The following is a 24,897-nucleotide window of genomic DNA, read 5'->3' as shown; positions in this document are numbered from 1 at the left end:
TGCTCAAGACTTCGACGCCCAGATCGGCCCTGGCGCGCCGCCGCTGCTGCGGCGGTGCCACATCTGGTCGTAGAGATCCTGCAGCGACCGGGCATAGGCGGCAGCGTCGAACAGCGGCGCGGCCGGCCGGTTGCGCCAGAGCCTGGCCTTGGCCGCCTGCAGCAGATCCGGCTCGGCGGCGAGCGTCAGCGCCACCGCCAGATAGTCGGCCTCGTCCGATGCAATGAGCTCGGGACATCCGACCGCATGTAACAGGCTGCCAGCCACCCGCGAGGCAAACGTATCCCCGGCGCAGCTCACGATCGGCACGCCGGCCCACAGCGCGTCGCTCGCCGTGGTGTGGGCGCCATAGGGCGCGGTGTCGAGCACGAGATCGGCGAGCTGGAGCCGGCGCAGATGCTCGCCTTGCGTCGTTTCCGGCGCGAACACCAGGCGACCGGGCGCCACGCCGCGCCGAAGCGCCTCGCCGCGCAGATTGCCCTCGGCCCGATCGGACGCCAGCAGCCACAGCACGCTGTCCGGCGTCGCGTCGAGCAGGCGGCACCACAGGTCGAACACCGCGGGCGTGAACTTGTAGGCCTGGTTGAAGCAGCAGAACACGATGCCGGCGTCCGGCAGGCCCACCTCCGCACGGGTCGGCGCCGGGCCCAGCGCCGCCCGGCCGTGCGGCTGGTACGAATGCGGCATGTAGGCAAAACTCTCCGAATAATCGCCCGCAACGGCCAGCGGCGTCATGAACGGATCGGTGATGATGTAGTCGCAGATGTCGCCGCCCAGCGTCCCGGGATAGCCGAGGAAATTCACCTGGACCGGCGCCGGATGCAGCATCAGGATGCCGGTCCGGGCGCCGCGCGTATAGCCCTTGAGGTCGACCAGAATATCGATCTGCGCGGCATGCACCGCGGCCGCAGCGGCGCTGTCGCTCAGCGCGGTCACATCATGGAAGCCGTCGAAGACGGCGTGCAGCCGGCCCCGCATGGCGCCGCGATCGTCGGCGCCGAACGAGAACGCATGCAGCTCGCAGCGATCGCGGTCATGCGCCTCGAGCGCTTCGATCAGCAGATGCGCCGTGGCGTGGTCGTGGAAGTCGTTTGAAAGGTATCCGACACGAAGCTTGTCGCGGAATGTCAGATCGAAGCGAAAATCCAGCCGCGCCCGCTCGGCGCTGCTGGCGACGATCCGGTCGCGGGTCCACAGCTCGGAGCAAAGGCGATGCTCGCCGGCGCTCATGCCGGGCACCGATAGCAGCAGGAATGGCGGAATTTGCCCCGATCGCGCCTGCGCCAGCAACAGCCGGGCATCGGTCGACGACCGGGCGAAATCGTCCCAGGCACACATGCCGCGGTCGCGCCCGAGCGATCTCATTCAGGTCCATCCATGGCGGAGCTGACATCAGACCCAGCAAGTCCTGCGCCAGACCCCGGCCTGCAGATGAAATGGAGACGCGCTGTGACAACTCCCTCACTGTCGCTCGGGCGCCGATCGCGCCGCAGGAATGACGCGCTGTGCCCGAAGAACTACGCGGCCGCCATCTGCCGGTGCGACGGCCGGTAGGAGCCCCCGTGATGGCCGATATTGTAGTTGATGTTCGCCGGCGGTTGCGACGGTGCCTGGCGAGCGACGAAATAATCCTCGAGCTCGGCGACCGCACGGCTTTCCCATTCGGCCGCCTGCGCCAGCAGCGAGTCACGCTGATGTGGGCGAAATGCCGCAGTCTGGCGGTACAAGGAGGCGATGGTCCGATAGCGCCGCACGTTCTCGAGAACCGCTTCCCCATTCATCATCATGATGCTCTCCCCTCTCCGTCCCCCAGGACGCGCCGAAGGTGCACGCGCCCGATTTGCGAAATCGTTAGCGGGCAAGACCGCGTGCCCGGATGGTTGGCGAATCCTTGACTAACGCGGTGCGGCCGATTGTCCGCTTCGTCGAAACGGCTCGGTATCAGTTGACCGCCTCGTCGGATTTACAATGACTTAAGGTTAAGACCACACGCGCGGAAAGTGACGTCGTCACAGATACTTACGCTCACGAGTGTTGTAGTTGAACTACAGCCTAATCGGCCGAATTGTGAGAAAAGCTTGTCTCAATGTTGCTGATTTTGATTGAGGATTGTGACCGATGAAAACCCTTGCCTCAGCCGTCTCTTTGCTCCTCGCCAGCTCGCTCGGCGCATTCGCCGCGGATCTGCCGGCCCGCTACACCAAGGCTCCCCCTCCGGTCGCGATCTACAACTGGACCGGCTTCTACTTCGGCGGCAGCGTCGGCTACGGCTGGGGCCGGTCGAACTTGAACACGACGCTGGACCAGACCAGCAGCTGGGCGGTCGAGGGCGCCGCCTTCCAGAATGAGTTCGTCAACATCAGCAACAACCGGCTCAATCCGGCCGGCGTGCTCGGCGGTCTCCAGGCCGGCTACAACTGGCAGAGCGGCGCCGGCGTCTTCGGCATCGAGGCCGACATCAACGGATCGGACCTCAACAAGCGGACGGTTTACACGGCGGCCAACCCGCCCACGACCCGCACCTTCAACGAGAGCATCCGGAACGACTGGTTCATGACCCTGCGCGGCCGCGCCGGTTACGCGGTCGATACGACGCTGTTCTACGTCACTGGCGGTCTCGCGGTCGGCAATGTCAAGGGCAGCTGGGATCTGACCTCGGCAAACGGCTACACCAAGACCGCCTCGGCCAACGAGACCCGGGTCGGCTGGACCGTCGGCGCGGGTGTCGAGCATGCGTTCGCACCGAACTGGACCGTCAAGGCAGAGTATCTCTACACCGACCTCGGCAGCATCAACTACACCTCGACCTACGTCCCGGGCAGCACCTTTGCCCCGCCCGGCTCGAACTACGTCGAGCGCCTGTCCCAGGACTTCTCATTCCACACGGTCCGGGTCGGCGTGAACTACAAGTTTGGCGGCCCGGCGGCCGCGCGCTACTGATCGTCGTCATCCATAGCGACGCCATTCAAGGAAAAGCCTCGGCCCAGAGCCGAGGCTTTTTTGTTGGGGTCGATGGCGGGCTCAGGCCGCCGCGATCGCCGCCCGGAAGCGGCGCAAGGTCAACGCCAGGACAACGGCGCCGATCGCCGCCACCGCTACGAATTGCGGCCAGACGACATCGATGCCGGCGCCGCGATAGAGGATCGACTGGGCGAACGACACGAAATGCGTCGACGGCGACGCCTTCATGATGGTGGCGAGCCACACCGGCTGGCTTTCCACCGGCGTCATCCCGCCCGACAACAGGTTCATCGGCACGGCGACGAGGATATAGAGCAGACCGAGCTGGGGCATCGACCGCGCGATGGTGCCGAGAAACAGCCCGACGGCGGTCGCGAAGAACAGATACAGCACGGTGCCCACCATGAACAGCGGGATCGAGCCCATGATGGGCACGCGCAGATACCACCGCACGACGGCGTAGAGCGCGATGGCGACAGCGACGGCGATCACCAGCGCATTGGCCCAGATCTTCGACATCGCGATCTCGAAGGGCGACAGCGGCATGACCAGCAGATGATCCATGGTGCCATGTTCGCGCTCACGCACCAGCGCCGCGCCGGCCAGGATGATCGCGAGCATCGTGACGCTGTTGATGATGCCCATCACGCCTTCGAACCAGGCCGTCGTGACGTTGGGATTGAACGCGATCCGCGTCACCAGGTTGACCGGGGCCGACGAGGATGTCTCGGAGCGGGCGACGAACCAGGCGACCTCCGTATTGATGATCTGCAGCGCATAGCCGGATCCGATTCCCGCCTGGATCATCGCGGTCGCATCGACGTTGACCTGCACCGACGGCTTCCGCCCGGCAAGGACGTCACGCTGGAAATTCGGCGGGATGTCGAGCACGAACGTGAAGCGGCCGCTGTTCATGAGCCGCTCCACCTCGCCTTGGCTGATGTAGACAGGCGGCTGGAAGTAAGGCAGCTGGAATACGCTGGCGATCCGGCGCGACAGCTCGGAGCTGTCCTCGTCGACGACGGCGATCGAGGCGCGATGCAGCTCCTGCGAACTGCTCTGCGCCTGGCTGATCACCGCCACGGTGAACGAATAGATCACGAGCCCGATCAGCACGACGTCGCCGAACAGGCTACGCAGCTCCTTGGTTCCGAGCCAGAACACGTTGGAGAGCGAGCGCATCATGGCTCACGCCTCCTGCTTCGGCAGCATCGCCAGGCTGAACCCGGTCAGGACGGGAATGAAGATCAAAAGGATCAGGATGTCGGCGCCGACATCGGCAAAGCCCAGCCCCTTGGTGAAGGTGCCGACCGCGATCGGGCGGTAGTACGTCATCGGGAAGACCATGCCGATCAGCTTGGCCACGCCGGACAGCGACGACACCGGGACCAGCATGCCCGAGAATTGCGTGGCCGGCAGCACGGTCAGGATCGCGGTCCCGAACAGGGCCGCGATCTGGGTGCGGCAGAAGGTCGAGATCAGCATGCCGAAGCCGGTCGTGGTGACGACGTAGACCAAGGTGCCGACCATCAGCGGCAGAAAGGCGCCCTTGAGCGGGACTCGGAACAGGACCATCGCCATCACGTACATCAGCGCGAAATTCACCAGCGCGACGGCGATGTAAGGCAGCTGCTTGCCAAGCAGGAATTCGAGCCGCGTCACCGGCGTGACATAGAGATTGGTGATCGACCCCAGCTCCTTCTCGCGCACGACCGCGAGCGCCATCAGGATGGCCGGAAACAGCGCGAGCAGCAGTGCGATCGTGCTCGGGGCCATCGCGTAGATGCTGTCGAAGGACTGGTTGTACTTGAACCTGATCTCGACATTGACCGGCGAGGCCGGCAACGGCTGCGTCGTCTTGACGGCGGGATCGGAGAGATAGAGCTGATGCGTGCCTTCGAGGTAGCCTCGGATGGTCTCGGCGCGGAACGGCATCGCGCCGTCGATCCAGGCCGACACGAAGGCCGGCCGGCCGCGCTTGATGTCGACACCGAAGTTCGGCGGGATCTCGATCGAGGCCTTGATGTCGCCGCTCTTCATCCGCCGTTCGAGCTCGGCATAGTTGGCGAGCGGTGGCCTTTCGACGAAATAGCGCGAGCCTCTGAGCTCCGACAGATAGGCGCGACTCTCCGGCGACTGATCGCGGTCGAGCGCGGCGAAGGTCAGGTTGTTGACGTCCGTGGAGATGCCGAAGCCGATCACGATCATCAGGAACGCCGTTCCGAACAGCGCGAACATCAGCCGGATCGGGTCACGGATCAGCTCGAGACCTTCGCGGATCGTATAGGCGAGCAGCCGCCGCGGGCTGACGGCGGCCTGCCGTTGCTCGTCCCGCGGCCGATCGGCGGGGCGTGGATAGGGTCGCGCCTGGGTCAGCGTGACCGGCGGATCGGCGACGCCGGCATCCTGCTCGAGGAAGGCGATGAACGCCTGCTCCAGCGTCTGCGCGCCCTTGGCGCGGATCAGGCCGTCCGGCGTGTCGGTCGCCAGCACCCGCCCCTCATGCATCAGCGACAGCCGGTCGCAACGCGCCGCCTCGTTCATGAAATGCGTCGAGACGAAGATCGTCATCTCATCTTGACGCGAAAGTTCGATCAGCAGGCGCCAGAACTGATTGCGCGCGACCGGATCGACGCCCGACGTCGGCTCGTCCAGGATCAGCAGATCGGGTCCGTGGACGATCGCCACCGCGAGCGACAGGCGCTGGCGGATGCCGAGGGGAAGATCGGCCGCGAGGCTGTCGATATGGTCGGTGAGGTCGCAGCGCTCGACCAGTTCGGCAATCCGCTTCCCGGCAGCGGCCAGCGGCAGATGGAACAGCCGCGCATGCAGCACCAGGTTCTGCCGCACGGTGAGCTCGCCATACAGCGAGAACGCCTGCGACATGTAGCCGACGCGGCTGCGCGATTCATGATTGCCGGCCTCCATGGAGCGGCCGAAGATCAGCGCCTCGCCGGCGCTAGGAGGCAGCAGCCCCGTCAGCATCTTCATCGTCGTGGTCTTACCGCAGCCGTTGGAGCCGACGAAGCCGAAGATCTCGCCCTTGCGGATCTGGAAGTTCACGCCGTCGACCGCGGTGAAATCACCGAAGCGGCAGGTCAGGTCGCGCGCGACGATCACGGTCTCGTGGCTGCCGTCGAGCTCGGACTTGGCCGGCATCTCGGCGCGGTCGCGCGCCGGCCGGTCGGGCAGCAGCGCGACGAACGCGTCCTCGATCGACGCCGCGTGGGTCTGCGCCTTGAGCTCCGTCGGCGTGCCGGTCGCGAGGATGCGCCCGTCGTTCATCGCGATCAGCCAGTCGAAACGCTCCGCCTCCTCCATATAGGCGGTGGCGACGATGACGCTCATGCCCGCCGCGCTGCGCGCGCGCAGACGGTCGATCAGGTCCCAGAACTGCCGGCGCGACAGCGGATCGACGCCGGTGGTCGGCTCGTCGAGGATGAGCAGATCGGGATCATGGATCAGCGAGCAGCACAGGCCGAGCTTCTGCTTCATGCCGCCGGACAGCTTTTTTGCCGGCCGGTCGGCGAAATCGGACAGCGCCGTCGCCTCCATCAGCTCGGCGATGCGCCAGTCGCGCTCGGACCTCGACTGGCCGAACAGCCGGGCAAAGAACGCGATGTTCTCGCGCACGCTGAGATCGGGATAGAGATTCTTGCCGAGACCCTGCGGCATGTAGGCGATCCGCGGACACACCTGCGTGCGGGCGCGCCGGTCCGCCATGTCGGCCCCGAGCACGCGCGCCTGCCCGTCCTGGATCGCGCGCGCGCCGGCCAGGATCGACAGCAGCGACGACTTGCCGACGCCATCGGGACCGATGAGCCCGACCACGCGGCCGGCGGGAATGTCGATCGAGACGTTGTCGAGCGCGATCACGCCGCGATAGCGCTGCGAGACGTTCCTGACCATCGCGACCGGAGACGCATCGCCGATCATGTCGGCCATCATGGCGAGACTTGCAGACGCGCCGGCCATGCGACGTCGGGATTCCACCTGACATACGCCACGCCCGGCAATCCGCTCCTCACGGCATCGGCATGCGCAGCCAGTCTATCCGGATCGACGCGTACACGGATGCGAAACATCAGCTTGTCACGCTCGCTGCGGGTCTCGACCGTCTTCGGCGTGAACTGCGCCTGGCTCGCCACGAACGCAACTTTCGCCGGGATCGGACGATCCGGATAGGCATCGAGCACGATCCGCGCTTCGGTGCCGATCTTGACCTTGCCGACCTCCTCGGTCGGCAGGAACACGTCCATGTAGACATAGCCGATGTCCAGCATGGTGAAGACCTTGCCGCCGGCGGCGAGAACTTCGCCGACATTGGCGAGACGATATTGAATGCGGCCGGGCTTCGGCGCGATCAAGGAATTGTCGGCGATCTGAACGGTGTAGAGCGCGACGTCGTGACGAACCGCTTCGAGCCCGCGTTCGGCTTCGAAAATCCGCGCCTGCGCGCCGGCAAGGCCGGCGGTCGCATTGTCGAGCGCCTGCTGGCGCTGATCGGCGAGCTCGCGTGTGGTCCAGCCGCTCTGCAGCAGGCTGCGGGTGCGCTCCATCTCCTGCTCGGCGAGCGTCTTCTGCGCCTGCAGTTGCGCGAGATTGGCACGGGCCTGGTCGACGACGTGCTGCGCCTGCTCGGCCTGGGCTTGCGCCTTCGACAGCGATTGCTGCAGCTCCTTCGTGTCCATCCGCGCCACGATCTGCCCGGCCTCGACGCGATCGCCGATATCGGCGCGCAGCTCGGCAACGCGCCCGGCATATTTGGTCGCGATGTCGATCTCGTCAGCCTCGATGCGGCCGTTGCTGACGCTGATGCCCACCGGCAGCGGCGGATGCAGGCGCTGCCACCAGACGTAGCCGCCACCACCGGCAGCCCCGACGGCGAGCACGAGCAGCAGAAACGGCCACAACGCCCACCTGCGCCGCGGCTGATGGGACACGGGAACAGGCACCGCCGACGAGGGAACGACAGCGCCGGGTCCAGCATGCGTATCACGAACAGGCCGGATGTCACTGACAAGCTCGGATTCCTGCTGATTCATTCCAAAAACGCCTTCGTCGCTGAAGCAGGCGTTCCGTGTGCCATACGCACGCAGAAATCCGTTGACGCAGCTCAATCGCCATCGGGCGGCACGCGCCGGCGGCTCAGCCAGCCGATCACGTTTCAGTTATGGCGTCGTTGATGCTCAAACGTTCAGCACACGCTGACCATCGCGAGCCGTGCGGCGAGCGCCTCGCGCACGCGCGCGACGACGTCGGCATAGTCACGTCGCGCGTCCTGGCGGAACAGCCGCACGCTCGGATACCAGGGACTGTCGTCACGGCCGAGCAGCCAGCGATAATCCGGCGTGAAGGGCAGCATGATCCAAGTCGGCTTGCCCAGCGCGCCGGCCAGATGCGCCACGCTGGTATCGACGGTGATGACCAGGTCGAGATTGTCGATCAGCGCCGCCGTATCGACGAAGTCACGGATGTCAGCGGTGAGATCGAGAATGTCGTCGCGCGCGGCGAGCGCGGCCTTGTCGGATGGCCGAGGCTCCTTCTGCAGACTAACGAACCGCGCGCCGGTCTCGAGCAGCGGCGCGAGCGTCGGCAACGAAATCGAACGGTTGTGATCGTTGAGATGCGCGGGGTTGCCCGACCAGACCAGGCCCACCCGCAAGCGGTCATGCGGACCGAGTCGCTGTTCCCAGATCGCCCGGCGCGCCTCGGGAGGGCGCGGCAGATAGCACGGCGCAGCAGGGATGGTGTCGAGCCGGGTGGCGAAGGCGAGCGGCAGGCTCGACAGCGGGCAGTGATAGTCGATGGCAGGCAGCGCATCGATGCCGCGGGCAAGACACTGCGCCACGCCGTCCAGGCCGGACAGAAGCGGCTGCAGCGGCGCGTCGACCTCGAGCGCGACGCGCGCGCCCTGCGCGGCCACCAGGGTGGCGTAGCGCGAAAACTGGATCGTGTCGCCGAGCCCCTCGTCGCTATGGAGCAGGATCGTCTTGCCGGCGAGGGGCGCGTCCGCAAGCCACAGCGGCGCCTCGAAGCTGCGCTCGACGAAGCCGACGGCGCGACATTTTCGTCCCCATTCGCGCGCCGCCCAGCCGCGGGCGAAGTCGCCGGTCAGCAGCCGGAACAGCGCCGCGTTCCAATGCGCATCGGCCAGATCAGGCTTCAGCGCGACGGCGCGATCGAAGCTTTCGAACGCCTCTGCAAAGCGATGCAGCTCGGCCAGCGACGTGCCGCGATGATTGTGGAAATCCGCGGTCTGCGGCCGGAGCGCGATCGCCTTGTCGAACATGGCGACGGCGTCATCGTGACGGCCGAGGTTCTGCAGGATGCATCCATAGCCATTGGCGAAGTCGGGATTGTCGGGCGCCAGCAGCTGCGCGCGATGGCCGAGAGTCTCGGCTTCCTGGTAGCGGCGCAGCCGCCGCAGCGCGATGCCGTTCAGGTACAGCACACCCGCCTGATCCGGCATCACTGCCAGCGACTGCCCGAAGCGCGAGATGGCCTGCTCGTAATGGCCAGCATCGAAATGAAGCGCTCCGGCCTTATTGGCCGCCTCGACGTGATCTGGCTTGAGCTGCGCCACCTGATCGAAGGCCAGCGCCGCCTCGTCACGCCGGCCCTGGGCTTCGAGCACCTCGCCGAGACGAAACCACGTCGCGGCACGATCGGGCGCGAGCTGCAGCAGCCGATCACAGGCCAGCGCCGCCTCGGCGTGCCGCCCCCTCAGTTGCAGCAGTTCGCCAAGCGCATCCCAGCTCTCCACAGCATCCGGCTGAAGCTGCAGCGCGCGATCATAAGCCTTGATCGCTTCATCGACGCGGCCGGAGCCCCGCAGCGCCTGCGCCAAGCCGACGAAGGACTCCGCTGCGGACATGTCCTGCCGAACGGCGCGGGCAAACCACTCGATCGCATCATCGACGCGCTTGAGCGCCAGGCAGACCTGTCCCATCGCACGCAGCGCGTCGAGCGAGGCCGCGTCCAGCGTCAGCGCGCGGCGGCACGCATCCTCGGCCTGCGCGAGCCGGCCGGCGCGCAGCAGCCGCAGCGCGGCGGCGCACAGCGCATCGGGCGTATCGGTGTGGCCCATCGATCCGGATCTGACCGGAGGCTTGCCGGCAGGCCGGCGCTGCTTGTGCTTCATCAGGGGATCTCTGCGCTCGTGCTGCAAGCGGTAGATGATTCCCCGATGTGCGGAAAGATTGGGCCGTCGTCAGGCGACCGGTGCCGGCGCCAGCGGCACCGCCTCGAGTCCTCCGAAGCGGCGCTCGCGGCCGCGGAACGAGGCGAGCGCCTGCGCGAGATCTGCGGCATCGAAATCGGGCCACATCCGCTGGGTGAAATGCAGCTCGGCATAGGCGCCTTCCCAGAGCAGGAAATCGGACAGGCGCTGCTCGCCGGAGGTGCGGATGATCAGGTCGACGTCGCGCAAGCCGGCTTCGCCGGTCACGAGGTCGGAGAACGCCGCACGCGTCAGGCCGTCGATTTCGCGGGCCTTCGCCGCGGCCTCGAGGATCGCGTCGCGCGCCGAATAGTCGACGGCGATGCGCAGATGCAGGGTGCTGCCGTCGCGGGTTGCCGCTTCGGCCCGGCCGATCGCATCGGCGATGCCGCCGGGCAGCCGGTCGCGACGGCCGATCACGGTGAGGCGGACGCCGTTGCGTACCAGCGACTCCACCTCGCTGGCGAGATAGACCCGCAACAGCGCCATCAAGGCGGCGACCTCGGCACGCGGGCGTCGCCAATTGTCGCTGGAGAACGCATACAGCGTCAGGGTCCCAATGCCCTGGTCGGGCGCGGCTTCGACGACGCGCCGGATCGCCTCGACCCCCGCCTCGTGCCCGCGCAGCCGCGACAGGCCCTTGCGCGTCGCCCAGCGGCCGTTCCCGTCCATGATGATGCCGACATGCAGGCCATCCACCACAGCAGGCGATTTAGGTTGCAGACTACTTTGCATTGCAAAGCTCCAGGTCGAAAAAGTGCGATGCGCGATTCAGATGCGGCCCGGGATCAGGCCGACCGACGATGGCGTATGTTCCTTGCCGGCAGCCGCCGCGGCGTCGCGGACGAGGCGCTCGAGCACGGCGAGATAATCGAGGAAGCGGCGGCGTCCCGCCTTGGTCAGCCGGCAGGTGGTATGTGGGCGATTGCCCTCATAGCCCTTGGTGACCTCGACGAGACCGGCTTCCTGCAACACCTGCAGATGGCGGGACAGATTGCCGTCCGTCAGCCCGCAGAGCTGCTTGAGGTCGGCAAAAGCGAGACCCTTCGGGTGCGCCATCAGCGAGGTGAGCAGGCCGAGCCGTGCCTTCTCGTGGATGACGCGATCGAGGCCGTCATAGGAGAACGGCGCGCTGCCGTCAGTCTTCGACATCGGACTCTCCGGTCGCAAAATACAGAATGCCCGCCATCAGCCCCTGTCCGATCGCGAACGGAAGCCCCATCGTCCATGGCGACAGCGCATGCGTGGCGCTGCCGACCAGCAGCACGGCGAAGCCGGCCATGAAATAGAACGCCCCGGCAAGCGCCACCGTGCGTGGCAGCGAGCGCACCGACGCGAACACGCCGAGCGACATCAGGATCTGCCACAGGCCCGGCAGCATCCACAGCGCCTCCGGCGCGAACTTCCACAGCAGCACCGCGAGCAGGACGCCAGCGATGCCCGCTGGCAGGAACTGCTCGACCGCCTGATGAATCATCGCGTCCGCAAGGCCGGAATGATGCCGGCGCGACCGCGCCCGCATCTCGAACCAGATCATCGTCAGCGACACGCAGGCTGCCGCCGCCCATCCGAGCAGGAACGTCCACGCGTCGGCCGTCGGGTCGCGCAGAAACAGCTGCTGAAGCAGCGCAGTGACCAGCGCTACGGCCGAGGTCGCGGCCATCGTCGCCGGCCCGTAGCCGCGAAATGCCGTGCCCGCCGCAAGCTGGCTGCGGATCGCGATGATGTCCGCCAGCGCCTTATCGAGGTCGCGCATGTCTCACCTGAGGCCCGGAACGGCTCGTTTAACTTTGCAATACAAAGTATATACGAACGCAAAGTCGATGCAAGCCCGCGCGATTCCGGAAGCGCGCCTGCGTCAGCCGCTTGGCCGCGCGTGCCGACCCGCTCCGTAGAGGCGTCAGTAATACTGATAGCGGTGCACGCGGCGCGGCGGCGGCATGTCGACATAGACCGAGGGGCCGCGGCGGGCAGGATCGAACGCGACGCGCGGATTGATGCCACAGCCTGCATTGCGCCCGGAGGCACTCGCCCGGCATTGCTCGAAGGTCTGATAGGAGCAGTCGCCGGGGTAACCGACGCCTCGGCCCTGCACACACCAGGGATAGTCGTAACCGCCTGCGGAGGCCGGCGCGATACCGCCACCAAGTGCAACGCCGACGAGGCCGGCTGCCATCATCATAACCTTGCGCATGATCTGTTCCTCTTTTGGCCGGAGGGTTGCACCACACCGGCATGGTCAAAAAACGACAAATCGGCGGAACGGATCACCAACCAAGGCCGTGACGTGTCGCATGCGCGGCACGTCACCTTCAGCCCTCGACGCCCGTCTCGCGGGCCGGCGCCTCATCGAAGACCCGTCGCGGCACGCGGCCCAGCGATTGCGGCGTCGCCAGGTCGACTCATTCGACCTTCAGGCCGGCGAACTCGACGACCTTCTTCCACTTCTCGGTCTCGGCGGCGATCTGGGCGCCGAACTGCTCCGGCGACTGGATCAGCGGCTCGCCGCCGAGATCGACCAGACGGGCCTTGATCTCGGGCTCGGCCAGGATGGTGTTGACCTGCTTGTTGAGCTTCTCGACGATCTCCTTTGGCGTGTTCTTCGGCGCGCCGATGCCGAACAGCGCGCTCGCCTCGTAACCGGGTACGGTCTCGGCGACGGCCTGGACGTCCGGCAATTGCGGCGAACGCTGCTGCGTGGTGACGCCGAGCGCTCGCAACGAGCCGGAGCGGATGTGCTGGATGATGGAGGGCATGTTGTCGAAGATGACCTGCACCTGGCCGCCGAGCATGTCGGTGATCGCGGGCGCCGCGCCGCGATAGGGCACGTGTTGCATCTTGGTTCCGGTCATCGCCATGAACATCTCACCCGACAGATGCACCGAGGTGCCGTTGCCGGACGAGGCCATGTTCACCTTGCCGGGGTTTGCCTTGAGATAGGCGATGAACTCGGCGACGTTCTTGGCCTCGATGTCCTTGTTGACGGTCATCACGTTGGGGACGCGGTTGAACGAGGCCACCGGCGCGATGTCGCGGACGAAGTTGAACTTGAGATTGGTGTAGAGGCTCGCATTGATGTAGTTGGCCGGATTGACCAGCAGCACGGTGTAGCCGTCGGCCGCCGCGTTCACGACGGCATCGGTGCCGATATTGTTGCCGGCCCCCGGCTTGTTCTCGACGATGAACTGCTGACCGAGCGTCTCGGACAGCCGCTGGCCGATCAGCCGCGCTAGGATGTCGGTCGCGCCGCCCGGAGGATAACCCACCACGAAGCGGACGGGACGGGTGGGATAGTCGGCCGCGGACGCCTTGCGAACGCCAGCGATGGACGGGACGGCGGAGGCGATCAGACCAAGCGCGGTACGACGTGAAATCATGCGTTTCCTCAGGCATTATCGTTGAGCGGCGGTTAACGAGCCGCCGGGATCGATTGTAGCAGAGTGCCGCGATTGCGGCGAGATCGATGCCCCATCAGGAGGGAAGAGCCCCATGCCGGTCAAGGTCGATGCGCTCGATCATCTGGTCATCAATGTCGCCGACGTGGACCGCACGACGGCGTGGTACCAACAGGTGCTGGGCATGAGGGTCCAGGTGTTCGATCCCGGACAAGGCAAGGTGAGGCGCACATCGCTGCTATTCGGGAACCAGAAGATCAACGTGCGACCGAAGGACGCGGACAGGGTCGATTGGTTCACGGCCGACCATGTCGCGGCCGGCAGCGACGACCTCTGCTTCCTCACCACCAGCACCCCCGACGAGGTGGTGGCGCATCTCGAGGCGCTCGGCATTGCCATCGAGGAGGGCCCGGTCGCCAAGCAGGGCGCGCGCGGCACGCTGCGCTCGGTGTATTGCCGCGATCCCGACGGCAGCCTGATCGAGATCTCCTCGTATCAGGATTGAGCCGAGGCCTCCCTGAGGTCATTTCGTCACGGTCTCGCCGCTCTTGTCCATTTTCGCGATGATCTCGCTGCGCGACCATCCGGTCAGTTGCGCGAGATCCGTCGCCTGCGTGGCGAAACGTGCGGCGAGATTGTCCTGGTAGGTCTTCGCCGCGGCACAGGACGCCTCGCCACGCCAGGGATGGTGCTGGACATAGCGGCCCTGGAAATTGCTGCGGTCCTTGGTCTCGGCGAAGACGATGTCCTCGGGGAAGGACTTCGCATCGTAGCGCACGTGCAGCCGGGTCACGAAGGCGTTGGCTCCGGCCGTGCCCCGGCGGAGGCTGAAGGCGGCGTCATCGTCGCTGCCGATCCAGCGCGCGCCGAGCTCGACCAGTTCCTTGTTGCTCATGGGATCGGCGGCGCAGGGATCGCACCATCCCATGTCCCAGGCATATTCCACGAACACCGCCTGCATGTTCTCGCGCGCGACGGCGCGTTCGAACACAGCCTTGTAGAACAGCCCGAACTCGTCCTTCACATAGAGCGGAACATCGATATCGGATGGGATCTTCACCGTTCGATAGTTGGCCGCCTCGATGCGGCCGCTCCTGGTGAGCGCATAGATGATCAGGTCCTGCGGTCCCCTGGCATTGACCGTGCCGAGCCGCAGCGGCACCATGAACTTGGCGCTCCGGTAGCGCACCTGCAGGGGCCGCAGAGAGCCGTTGCCGATCCCCTTCATCCGCTCGACATTGACCTTCGCGACGAAGAACCGCATGCCCTGCCTGATGTAGCTGCCGAGCACGGCCTCGGCGCCTTGCGGGATGCGATAGTCGTTGTCGGTCAGCCAGCGCGTGAGTCCGTCGCTCTCCTGCGCCGACAGGATCAGCACGTCGTATTCGGCGACGTCGTAGCTGGCCTCGACGGTGACGCCGTAGTTCCGCCGAGCCATCTCGTAGACAGCGCCTGCCATCATCGGCGCCGCCGGCATCGCCCGCGCCGCAACGACGACCGGCGCGCATGGATCGGCATCATGATATTCGACCAGCCGCGGTGCGGTGTATTTGTCGAGATGGTCGATGGTCTTCGGCTCGACCACGCCGATCTGCTTGCGCTCGATGAAGGTCGGCACGGGGACAACCACCGCGAACTCCTTCACGTCGCCCTCGAAGTCGCTGGCCATCGTGATCGCCGTCTGCTCGCCGTCGCGGGCCAGCACGACCTTCGATGACTGGTTGAACAGCTTCGCGTCGGCCTGGGCGACATAGAAGCCGCAAAAGGCATTCGCGGGCGCCATCGCTGCGTTCGCCAGGATCGCGGCGGCCGCGACGCCGGTGCGGAAGAGCTTGCTGCTACGCAGGGTCATGTCGACACTCCTTCGGGAACGGGCGAACGCCAGGAAAAGCGGGTCTCAGGGACGAGCCGGTCGAGCAGCAGCGTGAGCGGCGACAGCGCGATCAGCGACACGTAGAGCGCCGGCCGCATCTGCATGGCGAAGGTGAGGTAGTGCGCCGCGACCGCAACGCTCAGCGCGAACAGCAGCCGGCCGACGCGCGAGTCCGGCGAGGTGCGCGGGTCGGAGATCATGAAGAAGGTGAAGATCAGCAGCGAGCCGCTCTGCAACTGATGCAGCGGAATCGCCAGGGGATCGCCGAGCCAGGCGGCGCGCAGCAGCAGCAGTGCGGCATGGCTGGCGAAGAAATAGACGGCGATGTCGGCGCGGCGGGAGGCGCCGAGCACCAGGATCGCGAAGAAGCCGGCGAGGCTCGCGAACCAGACCTCCGTCCCCCATTGGCCGGGCGAGATCCACACGCCCTTGGAGCTGAACAGCAGCACCACGATCGCCAACCCCGCCGGGTTGAACACGTGCTTGCCGTCGACGCGCAGCACGACTTTCGAGCCGATGGCGATCACCGCTGCCGCCGCATGCAGCCACAGCGCATCGGCGCGCAACAGCAGGCTGAGCGACAGGCCGGTGATCAGCGGAGACTTGACATCGAGCGGCGCGCCGGAGATGCGGCAGCAGACCACTTGCGTGAGCAGCGCCATGGCGACCGCGACCACGCTCGCTGCGGGACGCGCGCCGAAATCGATCATGGCGAAATTGATCGCCAGCAGCGTCGCCAATGCCGCGATCTGGAAATAGCGGGCATCGGGCAGCCGCCATGGTCGTGGCTCGGCCTGCATGCAAACCTCCGGGCGTGTCTTGCCGCGCCATTGGTCGCCCGCGAACGGAGACGGGTTCAATCCCGATTTGATCGCGACGGCGCAAGGTGGCAGAAGATGACGACGAGAACGAAGCGGCCGGAGACAGGCCGTACTCAAGAACGACGGGAGCGAAGATGATGGGAACGACGATGGCAGCGGGCACGGTGACGCCGTTCGACGGCATGGACGTGCCGTGGCTGTTGAAGCTGCGCAGCGAGACCCGGCGCGATCATCCGTTCCTGATCTCGGCGCCGTTCGAGGCACCGGCGCGCCGCTGGACCTATGGCGAGTTTCACGAGCGTGTCGGCGCATTGGCGGCCGGGCTGGTCAAGCGCGGCGTCCAGCCCGGCGATGCCGTGCTGATCCATCTCGACAATTGCGTCGAGGCGATGCTTGCCTGGTTTGCCTGCGTCGAGCTGGGCGCGCTCGCCGTCACGACCAACACGCGCTCGGCAGCCGCCGAGATGAGCTACTTCGCGGAGCACTGTCGCGCGGTGGCTGCGATCACGCAGCCGGCCTATGCCGAGATGATCGCAGCGCATTGCCGCGGTCTCAAATGGATCGCCGTGATCTCGCACGATCCGGGTCAGGCGGAGGCGTCGGCCGTCGAACGAGGCGAGCGCTTCGAAGCGCTGTTTGCCGACAGCGCCGATCGGCCGCGGCGGCCGGCCGATCCGCTGGCGCCGTGCAGCGTGCAATACACCTCGGGCACGACATCGCGGCCGAAGGCGGTGCTGTGGACGCATGCCAACGCGCTGTGGGGTGCCAAGGTCAACGCCGTCCATGAGGATCTGCATCAGGGCGACGTGCACCAGACCTATCTGCCGCTGTTCCACACCAACGCGCTGGCCTATTCGATGCTTGCCACACTCTGGGTCGGCGCGACCTGCGTGATCCAGCCGCGCTTCTCCGCGCCGGTTCTGGAGCGCGGCGCTCGAGCATGGCAGCACCTGGACCTCGACCATCCCGTTCTGCATGAAGGCGCTGCTCGACCAGGAGGTACCGAAGCATCACAAGTTCCGGCTGTGGGGCACGGCGGTGTCCGAGCCGCCCGCCTTCGCCAAGTTCGGCATCAAGATCATCGGCTGGTGGGGCATGACCGAGACCATCACCCATGGCATCGTCGGCGAGGTCGATCAGCCGAACGCGCCGATGTCGATCGGCCGCGCGGCGCCGGAATACACCATCCGCATCACCGACGATGACGGCCGGCCGACCGAGGTCGGCGCCACCGGCAATCTCGCCATCAAGGGCGTGCCCGGCCTGTCGCTGTTCGCCGAATATCTCTACAACGACGAAGCGACGCGCACGAGCTTCGATGCCGACGGCTTCTTCCTGACCGGCGACCGCGTCACGCGCCTGCCCGACGGCTTCATCAAGTTCGGCGATCGCACCAAGGACATGCTCAAGGTCGGCGGCGAGAACGTCGCGGCGTCCGAGATCGAGCAGGTCATCATCACCGTGCCCGGCGTACGCGAGACCGCCGTCGTCGCCAGGAAGCATCCGATGCTGGACGAGGTGCCGGTCGCGTTCGTGATCCCGCAGCCCGGGATCGCGCGCGAGGAGCTGCCCGACAAGGTGCTGGCCGCCTGCCGCGCCGGGCTCGCCGACTTCAAGGTGCCGCGCGAGGTCAAGCTGGTCGACGAGATGCCGCGCTCAACCTTGGAGAAGGTCGCAAAGGCCGAGCTGCGCAAGCTGCTGGATTGAGCGCCGCGTCAGCCCATCGTGACGCGGATCGGCAGCTTCTTCGGTCCGTTCACGAACGTTGCCCGCGTCATCAGCACCGGCCCTGCCGGCGACAGCGATGTGAGCCGCGGCAGCAGTTCCTCGAACAGGATGCGCATCTCGAGCTTGGCGAGATGCTGGCCGAGGCAGAGATGCGCGCCATAGCCGAACGCGACGTGGCGGTTCGGCTTGCGGTCACAGCGGAACGTGTCGGGCTGCTCGAACACCGCCTCGTCGCGGTTGCCGGACGCGTAGCACAGCATCAGCCAGTCGCCCTTGGCGATCCTGCGTCCGCCGAGCTCGGTGTCGGCGGTGGCGCTGCGCATGAAATGCTTGACCGGCGTCATCCAGCGGATCGCCTCGTCGACGAGGCCCGGGATCAGCTCGGGATTGGCTTTGACGCGCGCGAACTGCTCGGGATCTTCCGCCAGCGCCCAGATCGCGCCTGCCGTGGACGACGACGTCGTGTCGTGACCCGCGGTCGCCACGATCATGTAGTAGCTGGTGCGGTCGTGCAGCGGCATGTCCTCGCCATTGATCCTGGCGTTGGCAATGACGGTGGCGAGATCGTCGCGCGGATGAGCCTTGCGGTCTTCGGTGATGCGCTGGAAGTAGGCGGCGAAATCGGCCACCACCGCCTGCAGCATCGCCGCGAACACCTCGGCCGACAGCGCCTCCCGCACCCGCGCCGTGTCCGGATCCTGCGGGCCGAACAGCTCCTGCGTCAGCTTGAGCATGCGCGGCTCGTCCTCCTCCGGCACGCCGAGAATCTCCATGATCACGTGCAGCGGATAGTGGAGCGCGACGTCGGCGACGAAATCGCAGACGCCGCCATTCGCCGCGGCCTTCGCCGCCATGCGGCCGACGGTCGCCCGCGCGATCTCGCGAATGCGCGGCTCGAACTTGGCGATGTTGGCCGGCATGAACCAGCCCTGCGTCAGCGCGCGATATTTCGGATGGTCCGGCGCATCCATCTGCACCAGCGAACGCACGAGATTGGGCTGGCCGGTAATCTTGTGAACGCGCTCCAGCACCGCCTTGTTGGTCAGCGTGGTCGCACGGTCGGCATTGTGGAACAGATCGTTCTGACGGCTGATGGCGAGAATGTCAGCGTGCCGCGTCACCACCCAGAACGGATCGAACGCATCGAGCTCGGCCCGCCCGAGCGGATTGTTGGCGCGCAGCCAGCGATAGGCATCATGGATGCGGTGGTCGGCATAACAGGCCGGATCGACCAGCGCGGCGGCGATGTGCCCGGGAATGACCTCGCCGGCCTGTTCGGCTGCGCCCATGCTGCTCCTCCCGCCTTTCACCGATTGGCGGGTAGGATAGTGCGCCTCGGCCGAGATGCACTTGCGTCGAGCGGCTACCCTCGGGCGATGGATGCGCTCTCAGGCGATCGCGTCAATGCGCGCCCATCGCGACCGGGCGGAACGCCTGTAGCAGCTGCTGGTCGAGCTTCGGGCCCATGTTCTCCATGATCTGGAACGCGCGCGCATGGGTGAAGGCCGGCCGATAGGCGCGGTGCTCGATCAGCGCGGCGTAGATGTCCACGATCGTGGTGAGGCGCACGATGTCGCTGATCTGCTCGTTGTGCAGCGCGTCGGGATAGCCGGAGCCGTCGAGGAATTCGTGGTGATGCAGGATGACGTCGAGCATCTCCGGCGGGAAGCCGCCCTGCCGCCACAGCGCCTCGTAGCCGCGGCGCGGATGCTGGCGAAGCAGCGCGATCTCTTCCGCCGTCAGCTTGCCCTGCTTGTCGAGGATCGCGACCGGGATGAACGCCTTGCCGACGTCGTGCAGCAGCGCCGCGCGGACCAGCCGGCGCTGGTCGTCGTCGCGCATGCCCAGATGAATCGAGAAGCCGACCGCAAGGCCGGTCACGAACAGGCAATGCCGATAGGTGTCGTTGTGATGACAGCCGACCACGGTCATCCATTCGCGCAGCGAGGAGTGCTTGATCGCCTTCAGGATCTTGTTCTCGGCCGCGACGATGTCCTCCATCGTCAGATGCGCGCCGGTGGGCAGCTTCTCGAAGATCTTGACCATGATGGCCTGCGCGGCCTCGACGCCGCGATTGAGCAGCTTGCCGCGATCGGTCTCGTCATAGCCGTCGTCGGCGGGAAGCGCCGAGCGGATGCGCTGCAGCACGTCGGCCGGGCTGAACGGCCGCGCGATGGTATCGGTGGCGCCGAGCGCCCATGCCTGCATGGTGGCGTGGTGCAGCGCCTCCGCGAGCACGAACAGCCGCGGCACGTCGCTATAGGCGCGTGACGACAGCTTCTTGCGCACCCGCTGCACGCTCTCGGGCGAACGCAGGTTGATGTCGACGATGACGCCGGAGAAGCGGTTGCCGGGGTTCTCGGGGATTTCGGTGGTCGGCATCATGTCGACGTCGCCGACCGAGCGCAGGATGCGCGCCAGCTCGCTGCTCTGGTCACCGCGATCCGACGCGAGCAGGAGATGGCGCCTGTTCGCGGTCTGGGTCACGGTCTGCTTGGCTGTCGCGCTCATACGTGCTCGCCCCCTGCGGTTTACTGCCCATGCAAGTTACCGGGATACGGGTTCGTCGCGGCTTAAGCCGATCATTCAAGCTGTATCGTTTCAGGTGAGCGAGACGTTAAGAGGATCATTCAAATCGTGCCGCGCGGGAACCTGACCGCAGCGCAAAAAAGAACCGCCGGAGACGAGCTCCGGCGGTTCCCAGATACAGGAATGGTCTCGCGACGACGCTAGGCCTTCATCGCCGCCTTGACCGCTGCGGCGGTGATCGGCAGCGAGCGCAACCGCGCGCCACAGGCGTTGTAGATGGCGTTGCCGAGCGCTGGCGCGACCACGGTCACCGCGGGCTCGCCGACGCCGGTAGCCTTCTCGCCATTGGCGATCACGGCGATCGCGACCTCCGGCACCTGGCTCATCCGCAGCGGCGTGTAGCTGTCGAAGTTGGTCTGCTCGATGCCGCCGTCTTTCAGCGTCGCCTTCTCGTACATCGCCAGCGACAGCCCCCACAGCGCCGCGCCCTCGACCTGGGCGCGGATGTTGTCGGGATGCACCTGGGTGCCAACATCGGTCGCCACGGTGAGCTTCTTCACCGTGACCGCGCCCGTGGGCGCAACCGCGACATGGGCGACGCACGCCGTCCAGCTCGCCGTGGCACGCTCCTGCGATGAAACGCAGGAGACGCCCATGCCTTCGCCTTGCGGGAGCTTCCGGGCGCCGTAGCCGGACAGGCCCATCGCTGCCAGCAGCGTGTTGCGCAATCGCTGCGCGCCGCCGTCGTTCTTGCCCTTGCCGTCGAGCAGCGCAATGCGGAACTGCGCCGGGTCCTGCCCCGAGGCCACCGCGATCTCGTCGATCATGCTCTCGACCGCCCAGAACGTCCAACCCGGCGCCACCGAACGGAGTTGTCCCGATGGCGTCGCATTATGCGCGAGCTCGTTCTTGATCGCTCGCACATGATGATTGGGCACGGTGTAGAAGAAGTCGGCGCCATTGACCGTGAACGAGTCGAGCGGGCCCTTCTTGTCGACCGAGGGCGACAGGAAGTCCGGGATGCCCCAGCGCGCCGTCGGCCACGCCGAGACGACGTCATGGCTGAGCGCGATCAGCTTGCCGTTGCTGTCGAGCCCGGCCTTGACCTTCTGGTAGGTGAGCGGCCGCGAGTAGTCCATCGTCATGTCGTTCTCGCGCGAGTAGATCACCTTGACCGGCTTGCCGACCGCCTTGGCCGCCTGCACCGCCGGCACCATCATGTCGGCATCGAGCCTGCGGCCGAAGCCGCCGCCGAGCCAGGCCTGGTGCATCACGACGTATTTCGGATCGATCCCGGCCGCAGCCGCCGCGATCGCGCCGGAACGGGTCGCGAACTGATTGCCGGTGTAGATGTGCAGGATGTCACCCTTGAACTCGGCGGTCGCGTTCATCGGCTCCAGCGGCGCATGGATGTTGATGCTGGTGGTGTACTCCGCCTCCAGCACCTTGGCCGCGCCCGACATCGCTGCAACGGGATCGCCGTCCTTGACGAAGAACTGCCCGGCATCGTCCTGCGCCTGCAGCCGCATCGCCTCGGTGATGATGGTGTCGGTGCTGACATTGGCATAGGGGCCTTTGTCATAGCTGATCTTGAGCGCGTCCGCCGCCTTCCTGGCGTTGGCATAGGTGTTGGCGACCGCCACCACCCAGCCCGAGGTCGAGCCGGTCTTGTCGTCGAGCGTCACCGCCTTGATGAAGCCCGGCATCTTCTTGGCCTCGGAGTCGTCGACCGCCGTGACCGTCGCGCCGAAGCGCACCGGCGGCGTGACGACCTTGCCGTAGACCATGCCCGGCAGCATCGTATCGATGCCATATTTCGCCGTGCCGTTGGTCTTGGAGGGAATGTCGAGCTGCGGCACCGAGACGCCGATCATCGTGTACTGATCGGGCGTCTTCAGCGTCAGCGCCTTCAATTCGTCAGGCGTGAAGCTCTTGGTGATCTTGCCGCTCCTGACGATCTCGGCGTAGCTCATCTGCTTCTTGGACTTCGGATGCATCACGACGCCGTCGCGCACCACGAGTTCGTTGGCCGGCACGCCCATCGCGGTCGCAGCGGCTTCGGTGAGCGCGATGCGGCCCGCGGCGCCGGCGCGGCTCATGGCATCGAAGTTCATCATCGTGCTCCAGCTGCCGCCCGTGATCTGGGCGCCGAGCACGGGATCGTTGAACTTCGGATCGTTGGAGGCGAGCTGGACCCGCATGTCCTTCCAGGCCGCGCCGAGCTCCTCGCAGACGATCTGCGCCATGGTGGACGCAATGTGCTGGCCCATGTCGGCCTTGCCGCAGGTCACGGTGACCAGGCCATCCGGCGCGATCGCATACCAGACGCTGGGTTCGAAATTGGCCGGCGCCGCGGCCGCCAGTGCGCTGTCGGCGAGGCCGGCATAGCCGAGCACGAGGCCGGTGGCGGCGGTGCCGACCAGGAAGGAGCGGCGGCTGAGATCGGTCGCGACCGAGGAATTGGTTTTGACGTGCTGGTTCATGTCGCTCTCCGGTCGCTCGAGTTGGACGCGGTGCGCATTTCGGACGCGGCGCGCTGGATCGCCTTCTGAATCCGCGAATAGGTCATGCAGCGGCAGAGATTGCCGTCCATATGCGCGACGATCTCCTCCTTGGTCGGGCTCGTGGTCTTGGCGAGCAGCGTGGCCGCCTGCATGATCTGGCCGGACTGGCAGTAGCCGCATTGCGGCACCTGCTCGGCGATCCACGCCTTCTGCAAGGGATGATCGCCCTTCTGCGACAGCCCCTCGATGGTCGTGATCTTCTTGTTCGCGACGTCGCCGACCATGGTCTGGCACGAGCGCACGGCCTCGCCGTTGACATGCACGGTGCAGGCGCCGCACAGCCCGGCGCCGCAGCCGAACTTGGTGCCGGTCATCTGCAACTGCTCGCGGATGACCCATAGCAGCGGCGTGTCGTGCGCCGCGTCGACGGACATGGTCCGCCCGTTGATGGTGAGATTGGGCATTTGGTTTCTTCCCCGCCCGGCGTGCGACTTCGCTTATGGCGAAGTTCGGTTTTATCGATTCGCTGGGACCCACCGGATAGATGCCAGCCATCATAAGAATGATCCCGTTGCGACGGCGACGCAACGAGATTTGAACGCCGGCCTGCCACATGAAACGGCATTTGCGTTGTGCAGCGCGAACGATGCTGGGCTGGTGACGCCGGGCAGGTTAAGAAGGTGCAGCCAACGCCGACAGCGAAAGGAGATTTCAGCCCATGAGACCATCCGTACGTATGACGCTGTGCCTGGCTGCGGCCATGCTGCCGAGCCTGTCGGCCGTAAGCCCTGCTGCGGCAGGGGAGACGCTCGGCGTCGCCGACGCGCCTTTCACAGCGACGTTATCCAACGTCGCACCGCTTGCCTTCGGCATGGATGTCGGTGAGACATCGCGCGTGCTGGAGCAGCCGTTGATCTATCTGAACGGCGCGCCCGGCAACGAAACCTTTCTGGCACTGCGTAATCTCGGCGGCAGCGGACTGGTCCCGCACCATCACCGCCTCTACCTGAAGTTCCGCAGGGGACGGCTGACCGGCTGGAAAGAGGACTACGGCACCAACTGGATGTGGCGTTGACGCGCGCCTGACGACCGCAAGAGGACAGAACGTGGGACAAGATATCAAGCTGACGGCATCCGACGGCTTCCAGCTCGGCGCCTATCGCGCCGATCCGGCGGGAACTGCAAAGGGCGCGCTGGTCGTCATCCAGGAGATCTTCGGTGTCAACCATCACATCCGCAACGTCTGCGACCGCCTCGCCGCCGCGGGTTACGTTGCCATCGCGCCGGCGATCTTCGACCGCGTCGAGCCCGGCTTCACCTCAGGCTATTCGCCCGACGAGATCGCGGTCGCGCGCAAGTTCGTCGCCAATCCGGATTGGGCGGCCTTTTTGCGCGACACCCAGGCCGCAATCGACGGCGTGAAGAATGTCGGGCCGGTCGGCATCATCGGCTTCTGCCTCGGCGGCAGCATCGCCTATGCGGCTGCGACCAAGCTGTCGGGCCTCCGCGCTGCCGTCGGCTATTATGGCGGCGCTGTCGCGCGGTTCGCCGACGACAAGCCGACGGTGCCGACCCAGCTACATTTCGGCGAGAAGGACGCGGGCATCCCCTTGCGCGACGTCGAGACCATCAAGGCCAAGCGGCCGGACGTCGAGATCTTCGTCTATCCCGGCGCACAGCACGGGTTCGGTTGCGACGAGCGCGCCAGCTACGACCAGCCGAGCGCCGATCTCGCCTGGACGCGCAGCCTGGCGTTCCTTGCGCAGCACCTGCGCTGAACGTCCAACCACCGTCATTGCGAGGAGCCTCGCGTCACTCAGCGTCAGGTCGACGCAGGTGCTCAGGTAGGCGTTGAGCCGCAATC

At 66.1% G+C, this 24,897-nt stretch carries 21 protein-coding genes and 1 pseudogene; 5 read left to right on the top strand and 17 right to left on the bottom strand.

The window, feature by feature from the left end; genetic code table 11:
* Positions 1 to 3: 3 nt before the first annotated feature.
* Positions 4 to 1,365, bottom strand: coding sequence for a UDP-N-acetylglucosamine-peptide N-acetylglucosaminyltransferase (locus tag ACQR0U_RS02040; RefSeq protein WP_316202449.1), 1,362 nt, complete (start codon positions 1,363 to 1,365; stop codon positions 4 to 6).
* 152 nt (positions 1,366 to 1,517) lie between these two features.
* Positions 1,518 to 1,787 carry a hypothetical protein gene (locus ACQR0U_RS02035; protein ID WP_315715049.1) on the bottom strand — a complete coding sequence of 90 codons (270 nt, stop codon included), beginning with the start codon at positions 1,785 to 1,787 and terminating at the stop codon, positions 1,518 to 1,520.
* A 331-nt stretch (positions 1,788 to 2,118) separates the two neighbouring features.
* Between ACQR0U_RS02035 and ACQR0U_RS02030 the strand changes: the two genes are divergently transcribed.
* Positions 2,119 to 2,940 carry an outer membrane protein gene (locus ACQR0U_RS02030; protein ID WP_316173570.1) on the top strand — a complete coding sequence of 274 codons (822 nt, stop codon included), beginning with the start codon at positions 2,119 to 2,121 and terminating at the stop codon, positions 2,938 to 2,940.
* An 81-nt stretch (positions 2,941 to 3,021) separates the two neighbouring features.
* Here ACQR0U_RS02030 and ACQR0U_RS02025 read toward each other — a convergent pair whose 3' ends face one another.
* The 9 genes from ACQR0U_RS02025 to ACQR0U_RS01985 all read right to left on the bottom strand — a co-directional run bounded on the left by ACQR0U_RS02025 (position 3,022) and on the right by ACQR0U_RS01985 (position 13,560).
* Positions 3,022 to 4,146: an ABC transporter permease gene (locus ACQR0U_RS02025; protein ID WP_315751829.1), complete on the bottom strand. Its 1,125-nt coding sequence runs from the start codon at positions 4,144 to 4,146 to the stop codon at positions 3,022 to 3,024.
* Positions 4,147 to 4,149: 3 nt separating this feature from the next.
* A complete protein-coding gene (rbbA, locus tag ACQR0U_RS02020; protein ID WP_315825822.1) occupies positions 4,150 to 6,897 on the bottom strand; it encodes a ribosome-associated ATPase/putative transporter RbbA in 2,748 nt (915 codons plus the stop codon).
* Between the two features lie 8 nt (positions 6,898 to 6,905).
* The gene (locus ACQR0U_RS02015; protein ID WP_315751828.1) at positions 6,906 to 8,006 is read right to left on the bottom strand and encodes an HlyD family secretion protein; all 1,101 of its coding nucleotides are present in this window, start codon (positions 8,004 to 8,006) and stop codon (positions 6,906 to 6,908) included.
* Positions 8,007 to 8,158: 152 nt separating this feature from the next.
* Positions 8,159 to 10,105, bottom strand: coding sequence for a tetratricopeptide repeat protein (locus tag ACQR0U_RS02010; RefSeq protein WP_315751827.1), 1,947 nt, complete (start codon positions 10,103 to 10,105; stop codon positions 8,159 to 8,161).
* Between the two features lie 69 nt (positions 10,106 to 10,174).
* Positions 10,175 to 10,918 (bottom strand): di-trans,poly-cis-decaprenylcistransferase, encoded by a 744-nt coding sequence (locus tag ACQR0U_RS02005; RefSeq protein WP_315751826.1) that lies wholly within the window; start codon positions 10,916 to 10,918, stop codon positions 10,175 to 10,177.
* A 36-nt stretch (positions 10,919 to 10,954) separates the two neighbouring features.
* Positions 10,955 to 11,335, bottom strand: coding sequence for a winged helix-turn-helix domain-containing protein (locus ACQR0U_RS02000; protein WP_315715043.1), 381 nt, complete (start codon positions 11,333 to 11,335; stop codon positions 10,955 to 10,957).
* On the bottom strand, positions 11,322 to 11,939 hold the full coding sequence (locus ACQR0U_RS01995; RefSeq protein WP_315715042.1) for a hypothetical protein: 618 nt from the start codon (positions 11,937 to 11,939) through the stop codon (positions 11,322 to 11,324). The genes ACQR0U_RS02000 and ACQR0U_RS01995 overlap by 14 nt, the downstream gene beginning before the upstream one ends.
* A 144-nt stretch (positions 11,940 to 12,083) precedes the next feature.
* The gene (locus ACQR0U_RS01990; protein WP_315715041.1) at positions 12,084 to 12,377 is read right to left on the bottom strand and encodes a DUF3551 domain-containing protein; all 294 of its coding nucleotides are present in this window, start codon (positions 12,375 to 12,377) and stop codon (positions 12,084 to 12,086) included.
* 208 nt (positions 12,378 to 12,585) lie between these two features.
* Positions 12,586 to 13,560 (bottom strand): Bug family tripartite tricarboxylate transporter substrate binding protein, encoded by a 975-nt coding sequence (locus ACQR0U_RS01985; protein ID WP_316166327.1) that lies wholly within the window; start codon positions 13,558 to 13,560, stop codon positions 12,586 to 12,588.
* A 112-nt stretch (positions 13,561 to 13,672) separates the two neighbouring features.
* Between ACQR0U_RS01985 and ACQR0U_RS01980 the strand changes: the two genes are divergently transcribed.
* Positions 13,673 to 14,083, top strand: coding sequence for a VOC family protein (locus ACQR0U_RS01980; protein ID WP_434872077.1), 411 nt, complete (start codon positions 13,673 to 13,675; stop codon positions 14,081 to 14,083).
* Between the two features lie 18 nt (positions 14,084 to 14,101).
* On the opposite strand, the gene ACQR0U_RS01975 is transcribed toward ACQR0U_RS01980, so the two are convergent.
* Together ACQR0U_RS01975 and ACQR0U_RS01970 are read right to left on the bottom strand one after the other, a co-directional pair.
* The gene (locus ACQR0U_RS01975; RefSeq protein WP_434872076.1) at positions 14,102 to 15,430 is read right to left on the bottom strand and encodes a DUF2330 domain-containing protein; all 1,329 of its coding nucleotides are present in this window, start codon (positions 15,428 to 15,430) and stop codon (positions 14,102 to 14,104) included.
* Complete coding sequence (locus tag ACQR0U_RS01970) at positions 15,427 to 16,251, bottom strand: RnfABCDGE type electron transport complex subunit D (protein ID WP_434872075.1); 825 nt, start codon at positions 16,249 to 16,251, stop codon at positions 15,427 to 15,429. Before ACQR0U_RS01970 ends, ACQR0U_RS01975 begins: the two co-directional genes overlap by 4 nt.
* A 155-nt stretch (positions 16,252 to 16,406) precedes the next feature.
* Between ACQR0U_RS01970 and ACQR0U_RS01965 the strand changes: the two are divergent.
* Positions 16,407 to 17,979, top strand: a pseudogene (locus tag ACQR0U_RS01965) (AMP-binding protein).
* An 8-nt stretch (positions 17,980 to 17,987) separates the two neighbouring features.
* On the opposite strand, the gene ACQR0U_RS01960 reads toward ACQR0U_RS01965, so the two are convergent.
* The 4 genes from ACQR0U_RS01960 to ACQR0U_RS01945 form a co-directional block, all read right to left on the bottom strand.
* Entirely contained in the window at positions 17,988 to 19,289 is a 1,302-nt protein-coding gene (locus tag ACQR0U_RS01960; protein ID WP_316183721.1) for a cytochrome P450, read from the bottom strand.
* 112 nt (positions 19,290 to 19,401) lie between these two features.
* A complete protein-coding gene (locus tag ACQR0U_RS01955) occupies positions 19,402 to 20,511 on the bottom strand; it encodes an HD-GYP domain-containing protein (RefSeq protein WP_315715034.1) in 1,110 nt (369 codons plus the stop codon).
* Between the two features lie 218 nt (positions 20,512 to 20,729).
* A complete protein-coding gene (locus tag ACQR0U_RS01950; RefSeq protein WP_434872074.1) occupies positions 20,730 to 23,012 on the bottom strand; it encodes a molybdopterin cofactor-binding domain-containing protein in 2,283 nt (760 codons plus the stop codon).
* Complete coding sequence (locus tag ACQR0U_RS01945; protein ID WP_315715032.1) at positions 23,009 to 23,497, bottom strand: (2Fe-2S)-binding protein; 489 nt, start codon at positions 23,495 to 23,497, stop codon at positions 23,009 to 23,011. The genes ACQR0U_RS01950 and ACQR0U_RS01945 overlap by 4 nt, the downstream gene beginning before the upstream one ends.
* 296 nt (positions 23,498 to 23,793) lie before the next feature.
* On the opposite strand from ACQR0U_RS01945, the gene ACQR0U_RS01940 reads away from it, so the two are divergent.
* Together ACQR0U_RS01940 and ACQR0U_RS01935 are read left to right on the top strand one after the other, a co-directional pair.
* On the top strand, positions 23,794 to 24,108 hold the full coding sequence (locus tag ACQR0U_RS01940) for a hypothetical protein (protein WP_434842705.1): 315 nt from the start codon (positions 23,794 to 23,796) through the stop codon (positions 24,106 to 24,108).
* A gap of 31 nt (positions 24,109 to 24,139) precedes the next feature.
* A complete protein-coding gene (locus ACQR0U_RS01935; RefSeq protein ID WP_434842509.1) occupies positions 24,140 to 24,811 on the top strand; it encodes a dienelactone hydrolase family protein in 672 nt (223 codons plus the stop codon).
* The last annotated feature ends 86 nt before the right edge of the window (positions 24,812 to 24,897 follow it).

It is taken from the genome of Bradyrhizobium sp. HKCCYLRH3097 (genome assembly GCF_051167875.1).
GTDB lineage: Bacteria > Pseudomonadota > Alphaproteobacteria > Rhizobiales > Xanthobacteraceae > Bradyrhizobium.
The sequence above is the reverse complement of the archived record's forward strand: the minus strand, read 5'-3'. Positions and strand labels throughout refer to the sequence as shown.

What these genes read in the sequence shown, in the direction of transcription:
- ACQR0U_RS02040 (WP_316202449.1), bottom strand. Translation starts at nt 1,365, where the DNA reads ATGAGATCGCTCGGGCGCGACCGCGGCATGTGTGCCTGGGACGATTTC.
- ACQR0U_RS01940 (WP_434842705.1), top strand. Translation starts at nt 23,794, where the DNA reads ATGCTGCCGAGCCTGTCGGCCGTAAGCCCTGCTGCGGCAGGGGAGACG.
- ACQR0U_RS01975 (WP_434872076.1), bottom strand. Translation starts at nt 15,430, where the DNA reads ATGACCCTGCGTAGCAGCAAGCTCTTCCGCACCGGCGTCGCGGCCGCC.
- rbbA (WP_315825822.1), bottom strand. Translation starts at nt 6,897, where the DNA reads ATGATCGGCGATGCGTCTCCGGTCGCGATGGTCAGGAACGTCTCGCAG.
- ACQR0U_RS01995 (WP_315715042.1), bottom strand. Translation starts at nt 11,939, where the DNA reads ATGCGCGACCTCGATAAGGCGCTGGCGGACATCATCGCGATCCGCAGC.
- ACQR0U_RS01980 (WP_434872077.1), top strand. Translation starts at nt 13,673, where the DNA reads ATGCCGGTCAAGGTCGATGCGCTCGATCATCTGGTCATCAATGTCGCC.
- ACQR0U_RS02025 (WP_315751829.1), bottom strand. Translation starts at nt 4,146, where the DNA reads ATGATGCGCTCGCTCTCCAACGTGTTCTGGCTCGGAACCAAGGAGCTG.
- ACQR0U_RS01945 (WP_315715032.1), bottom strand. Translation starts at nt 23,497, where the DNA reads ATGCCCAATCTCACCATCAACGGGCGGACCATGTCCGTCGACGCGGCG.
- ACQR0U_RS02005 (WP_315751826.1), bottom strand. Translation starts at nt 10,918, where the DNA reads ATGCAAAGTAGTCTGCAACCTAAATCGCCTGCTGTGGTGGATGGCCTG.
- ACQR0U_RS01955 (WP_315715034.1), bottom strand. Translation starts at nt 20,511, where the DNA reads ATGAGCGCGACAGCCAAGCAGACCGTGACCCAGACCGCGAACAGGCGC.
- ACQR0U_RS02035 (WP_315715049.1), bottom strand. Translation starts at nt 1,787, where the DNA reads ATGATGATGAATGGGGAAGCGGTTCTCGAGAACGTGCGGCGCTATCGG.
- ACQR0U_RS01950 (WP_434872074.1), bottom strand. Translation starts at nt 23,012, where the DNA reads ATGAACCAGCACGTCAAAACCAATTCCTCGGTCGCGACCGATCTCAGC.
- ACQR0U_RS01990 (WP_315715041.1), bottom strand. Translation starts at nt 12,377, where the DNA reads ATGCGCAAGGTTATGATGATGGCAGCCGGCCTCGTCGGCGTTGCACTT.
- ACQR0U_RS01985 (WP_316166327.1), bottom strand. Translation starts at nt 13,560, where the DNA reads ATGATTTCACGTCGTACCGCGCTTGGTCTGATCGCCTCCGCCGTCCCG.
- ACQR0U_RS01960 (WP_316183721.1), bottom strand. Translation starts at nt 19,289, where the DNA reads ATGGGCGCAGCCGAACAGGCCGGCGAGGTCATTCCCGGGCACATCGCC.
- ACQR0U_RS02000 (WP_315715043.1), bottom strand. Translation starts at nt 11,335, where the DNA reads ATGTCGAAGACTGACGGCAGCGCGCCGTTCTCCTATGACGGCCTCGAT.
- ACQR0U_RS02030 (WP_316173570.1), top strand. Translation starts at nt 2,119, where the DNA reads ATGAAAACCCTTGCCTCAGCCGTCTCTTTGCTCCTCGCCAGCTCGCTC.
- ACQR0U_RS01970 (WP_434872075.1), bottom strand. Translation starts at nt 16,251, where the DNA reads ATGCAGGCCGAGCCACGACCATGGCGGCTGCCCGATGCCCGCTATTTC.
- ACQR0U_RS02015 (WP_315751828.1), bottom strand. Translation starts at nt 8,006, where the DNA reads ATGAATCAGCAGGAATCCGAGCTTGTCAGTGACATCCGGCCTGTTCGT.
- ACQR0U_RS02010 (WP_315751827.1), bottom strand. Translation starts at nt 10,105, where the DNA reads ATGAAGCACAAGCAGCGCCGGCCTGCCGGCAAGCCTCCGGTCAGATCC.